We start from the raw sequence: 5,792 nt of genomic DNA, 5'->3' as shown, positions 1-5,792 counted from the left end.
ATAGATTATGGATATGATTCAGTGTAGTTTCAACCAATCCCGCATTTCCATCAGCATTTTCATTTTTATTTGCACTGGTGCTTGCTGATGAATTTTTTGTTTCTTTTGAAGTAGTTTTTGTTGTTTTTTTAGTCGTGTTTGTTGTTTTACTGCTTGTTGTATTGGTTTTTGTTGTTTTTTTAGTCGTGTTTGTTGTTTTGCTAGTTGTTGTATTGGGTTTTGTTGTTTTTTTAGTTGTTTTAACACTTGAATTTGAACTGATTTTTGTCTTGTTCTTATTTATCTTGGATTTGATCTTATCCAAATCCAAGTCATCAAGCTTTATTGTATTAGGCAATCTATTGTTTTTATTAAAGAAATCCAAACATTTGCTGTATGAAAGAATTAATTGATTGTATGGGACATTGCCTTTTGATGAAGAGACCCAATTTGGAGCTCTCTTATTTTTTTCAATGAATTTCCTTGTTTTACCCGCCATCTTAACGTACTCTGTCTTATTCAAGGTGCCTTTTACAGATCTGATATTTGTGTTATTGTATTTTTTTACCAAATTCTTCCGGATTTCAATCTTTGAATTGGAGTCATTTTCAACGGCCTTTGTCAGCAAGTATAGATATTCTGTGCTTGAATAGTTCTTATTGCTGATTTTGACTTTAGGAAATTTGCCATTCTTTTCCACATAATTCACAAAGTTTGTTGATGTTTTTGCCAAAGTCTTCTTATTTATTGTAGTTTTAGCCTCTTTGGTTTTATTGGAACTTATTTTTGTTGCATTTGTAGTTTTCTTTGTCACATTTGACACTGCTTTTGTAGTCACATTTGCTTTAACTTTATTTGTAATACTTGAAGCAGTTGCTTTAGTGCCGTTGCTTGAGATTGAACTGGATTTAAGAACTTTGCTACCTGCACTTCCATTTAAATCAGATGCACTCACGCTTTGAGCACTTATGCTGCCTAGGGTGAAAAACAGTATTACCAATAAGGTTAATATAATTATTTTATTTCTAATAGTAACACCTCATTTTTCTTTTTTTCTCCTCCATTCATTTTCATAATCTCTTTAAAAATTCAGCTTTAATAGAACATTTTATTCAAATTGAAAAATTGATTTCAAATTAAAAAATATTAATTAAACTGTTTATTTTTTATTTTAAAGAGTGGTAAATTCTATTTTTGATTTTTTAATTTAAATACATTTCTTAATTGTGTTTTTGTGTAAATTCACTCATTTGTTTAAGAAAAAAAGTTTATATATTTCTCATATTTTAAAATAAATATTATAATGAACTAATAACTTGCATCATGGCTATTAAATTGATTTGATTTTAAAAAATTCATAATTTAATCATAGTAAAATTTATTATATTTGTATAAACAAACTTTATATTGATTTAAGAACAATTTTCAAGATTTGAGAAAATTTAGACAGTAATTAAACATTTGATTAATCAGCAATAGGAACTAAAGCATGTTTAGAGAAAAGAACGTAATCATCAAAAATCCATTGAAAGCAGATATTCGTTTTGGATTGGTTTATCCAAACGTCTACAAAACTGCAATGAGTTCCTTAGGTTATCAAATACTTTATAATTACGTCAATGAAAGGGAGGATAGTTACTGTGAGAGAATAATCTATCCTTCAGTCAGAAGTCTTGAAACAAATAGCCCATTGGCTGATTTTGACATAATCTCTTTTTCCCTGCAATACGAGCAGGACTATTTTAATGCTTTGGAAATCTTAAGGAATGCAGGCATTCCATTAAGAAGGGAGGATAGGACCTCAGATGACCCTTTGATTATTGCAGGAGGGCCTTGTGCAAGTTCAAATCCTTTGCCGTTATCTGATTTTATAGATATCTTCGTTATAGGTGAAGCTGAAGCGGTTTTATATGACTTTTTGGATTTATATTTGGAGTCAGATATCAAGAATAAAAGAGACTTATCCTCTTTTTTAAATCTCCAAGGACTATATATTTCTGAATTTAACAACAATGCAAAAATCATACTTTTAGATGATATGAATGATGCCTATCATTTGACTTATCCTATAGTTACAGAAACTGATGATAAGGACTTCATTCCTGCATTTTCCAATTCCATTCTCTTGAATGTATCAAGAGCCTGTTCAAGAGGCTGCAGATTCTGCATGTCAAGCTATATGTATAGGCCATTAAGGGAAACTAATCTTGATAATCTTCTATCAATTGCAGAAGAGGCAAGATCCAACACTGGATTAAATAAGATATCCTTGATTGGAGCGGCTGTTTCCGACTATTCCAAAATAAACGAATTGACAGAAACCTTAAGAGAAAAAGGGTTCCAAGTCTCCACACCTTCAATGAGAATCGAATCCATCACAAGGGAAACCTTGGTTGCCCTTAAGTCAAGCGGTTTGAAGACATTGACAATCGCTCCTGAATCAATTTATTCCTTAAGAAGAAGGATCAATAAGGACATCAGTGATGAAGATGTTTTCCGAGTGATAAATGATGCTGTTGAATTAGGTTTTAATATTAAATTGTATTTTTTAATCGGTTTGCCCTATGAGACTCAAGATGATATTGATGAACTTGCAAGTCTGATGAAGCAGATTGATTTCATGAAGTATAATATTGATTCAAATTCAGAATCTTCAATTAAATTAAACGACATTTCAATTAAATCAATGTCTAATTCAGCATCGAAAAATGATAGTGCTTTTTCCAGGAAAAAGTCCAAGTCTTCCAAGAAAAAGTCAAAAGTCTCAATCAGTTTCAGTGTCAATCCTGTTATTCCAAAACCGCATACCCCTCTACAGTGGGAAAGCTATGATATGAAAGCAGTCAAATCAAAGATAAGATACCTTAAAAAGAATCTGAAAGGTTTGGACATTAAGTTTGACAGTGCTAAGATGGGTCTTATACAATATGTTCTATCCTGTGGAGATAAGGAGATTGGAGACTTGATAGAAAGGTCTTTGAATGAAAAAATCAGCATTAAGGAATGGGCTCAAAATGCTCCAAATTATGAATTTGGAGATGATTTGCCTTGGGATTCCATTGATGTAAGTGTAAGCAAAGATTTCTTAATCTCTGAATATGAAAAAATTAAAACCAGTGAGCAGACTCCATGGTGTGAAGACGGCCCTTGCTATAATTGCGGGGCTTGTGATTAAAAATATATTAAACATTAAGTCTAATATTATAATAGAAAAAATTTATACAAAATTAATACAAAATTAATACAAAATTTTTTTAAATAATTGATTAAGTTATAACTATTTACTAATTATTTTTAAAGGTGTTATTATGTTAAATCCTGCTAAAAGAGTTGAAACAATAGAATTATCTCTAATTAGAAAGATGTTTGAAGTTACTAATCCTGATGCAGTTAATTTGGGAATCGGTGAACCTGACTTTGATGTTCCTGAAAATATCAAGACTGCAATGAAAGATGCTATTGATGAAGGAATTACCAAATACACTTCAAATAAAGGATTGATTGAGCTTAGAGAAGCAATCGTAGATAAATTGGCTAAAGAAAACAATATCAAAACAGATGCTGAAAATGTTATAGTTACTGCTGGTGCAAGCGAAGCATTATACGACTGTGCACAAGCATTATTCCAAAAGGGAGATAATGTATTGGTTCCAAATCCAGGATTCCTATCCTATTATACCTGTGTCCAATTGGCTGAAGCGAATGTTGTTGAAGTCACCACTCCAATGGAAAATGAATTTAAGATGAAAGTGGAGGATGTTCAGGAAAAGATCGATAAGAATACAAAAGGATTGATCATCAATTCCCCTTCCAATCCAACCGGTGCAGTTATGGATAAGGAGGACATTAAGGGAATTGCAGATTTGGCAACAGACCATGACTTCTATATCATTTCAGATGAAATCTATGAAAAGATTATCTATGGAACCAAAAACCACTCTCCGGCAGAATATTCAGACAATGTGGTTACAATAAATGGATTTTCAAAAACATATGCAATGACTGGCCTTAGGGTCGGATATATGGTTGCTAATGATGATGTGACTGAAAACTTGCTTAAGGTTCACCAATATTGTACCGCAAATGCTCCTTCCGTTTCACAGGCAGGAGCTATTGAAGCGCTTACTGGTCCACAGGATTCAGTCAAGAAAATGGTTGGGGAGTTTTCAAGAAGAAGAGACCTTATTGTTTCAAGCTTAAATGACATGGGCTATGAAACCGTTGACTGTCAAGGTGCATTTTATGTTTTCCCTAAAGTTGAAAGACCTATGGACTTTGTTAAGGCTGCTGCAGAGGCAGGAGTTATTTCAGTTCCAGGTGCTCCATTTGGAAGCATTGGGGAAGGCCATGTAAGAATGTCATATGCAAATTCATATGAAAACATTGAAAGGGCAATGGATATTTTAAGGGATTTGGATTATTAATCCTTTAATTTATATTTTTTTTTAAAAAACCGCAATTTTTCATATACATATCAATATATGTATGTTTATATGGTTTGGATAAAAAATATATATTAATAATTACATAAATAAGTTTAGTAATAATTATTTTAAAATTAGTAATATTTTTTAGCTGATTTCATCCTAAAAAGTATTATTTTTATGATTTTTTGAGGATACTATGAAAATTGAAGAACGTGAGAAGTTAGGAAAGAAGGCTTTTTATATTGCAGTTATAGGAAATGCATTCCTGACTATTTTCAATATTGCAGTTGGGTTAATGTCAGGAAGTTATGCACTTGTATCTGAAGGGGCACACACAATTTCAGACTTGATTACTTCCATCATTGCTTATGTTGGATTTAAAATAGCTAATAAGCCTGCAGATCATGACCATCCATATGGGCATGGGAGGGCTGAAGCTGTTGCGGGTTTGGTGATTGTGGTGTTTTTAGCAATTGTTGCCTATCAGATACTTACTGGAGCCCTTGAGCGCTTATACTATGGAACATATTCAATTCCAGACTCTATGGCAGTTATAATGGCATTAATAGGCATATTCGTTAACTTTGCCATGAGCCAAAGTATTATCAATTTAGGGAAGGCTGCCAATAGTCCAGCTATCGTTGCAGACGGTATGCATCAAAGGGTTGATATCCTATCTTCAATCGCTATTTTAATAGGTATATTTGTAGCTCAATACGGCTATCCTATATTGGATCCAATAATTGCATTTGCCATAGCGCTATTGATTGCAAAAACTGCCTATGAAATTGCTAAAGAGAATCTGGATTCGATTATGGGAAAGGTCCCTTCTGATGAATTAATCAAGGAGATTACAGATGCTTCAAATTCAGTAGACTCAGTTCTTGGAACACACAATGTTAGAGTTAATTTTTTAGGACCCTATGCTACTGTATCACTGCATATTGAACTTCCTCCTGAGATGAATTTGGATGAATCCCATAAGATTGTTCATTTGGTTCAAAATAAGATTGTGGATGATGTTGAGGTCATTAGGGGAGCAACTGTTCATGCATGTCCTTTTGGTTTGGAATATGACCATTCTCAGGAAGTTGATGGAAAAAATATTTTTGATGGAGATTAAATCGCATTTCTCCTTTAATTTTCTTAATATTTTTTTGTGATGATTTTGATAAAGGTCAATTTCAAAACCTATTATTTTTTTATTAATTCTATGTTTAATTTTTTGCGAATTTTTCTAAAAGATTTTGTATAATTTTAAGCTTATTTTTTAGATTTTTTTAAGTTTTTCTAAAATTTTTATAGAAAGCTTTAAAAGCTCTTTATTTTTTAAATAAACTTCAATTAATGGAGTAAACATGATAAAAAGGATTTATTCTATTAGTT

General features: G+C 32.0%; 4 protein-coding genes. 3 read left to right on the top strand and 1 reads right to left on the bottom strand.

The window, feature by feature from the left end; all coding sequences use genetic code 11:
• Positions 1-934 (bottom strand): pseudomurein-binding repeat-containing protein (locus tag ACKI67_RS08700; protein ID WP_407463145.1); only part of this gene is annotated, 934 nt, incomplete at its 3' end.
• A gap of 534 nt (positions 935-1,468) precedes the next feature.
• Between ACKI67_RS08700 and ACKI67_RS08695 the strand changes: the two genes are divergently transcribed.
• The 3 genes from ACKI67_RS08695 (at position 1,469) to ACKI67_RS08685 (ending at position 5,529) form a co-directional block, all read left to right on the top strand.
• Positions 1,469-3,154 (top strand): radical SAM protein, encoded by a 1,686-nt coding sequence (locus tag ACKI67_RS08695; RefSeq protein WP_407463144.1) that lies wholly within the window; start codon positions 1,469-1,471, stop codon positions 3,152-3,154.
• Positions 3,155-3,287: 133 nt separating this feature from the next.
• Positions 3,288-4,403, top strand: coding sequence for a pyridoxal phosphate-dependent aminotransferase (locus ACKI67_RS08690; protein WP_407463143.1), 1,116 nt, complete (start codon positions 3,288-3,290; stop codon positions 4,401-4,403).
• Between the two features lie 199 nt (positions 4,404-4,602).
• Positions 4,603-5,529, top strand: coding sequence for a cation diffusion facilitator family transporter (locus ACKI67_RS08685; RefSeq protein ID WP_407463142.1), 927 nt, complete (start codon positions 4,603-4,605; stop codon positions 5,527-5,529).
• The last annotated feature ends 263 nt before the right edge of the window (positions 5,530-5,792 follow it).

The sequence above is a fragment of the Methanobrevibacter sp. genome, from assembly GCF_045577275.1.
Classification (GTDB): domain Archaea; phylum Methanobacteriota; class Methanobacteria; order Methanobacteriales; family Methanobacteriaceae; genus Methanobrevibacter.
Note: the sequence above shows the minus strand (reverse complement) of the source record. Positions and strands in the feature narration are given on the sequence as shown.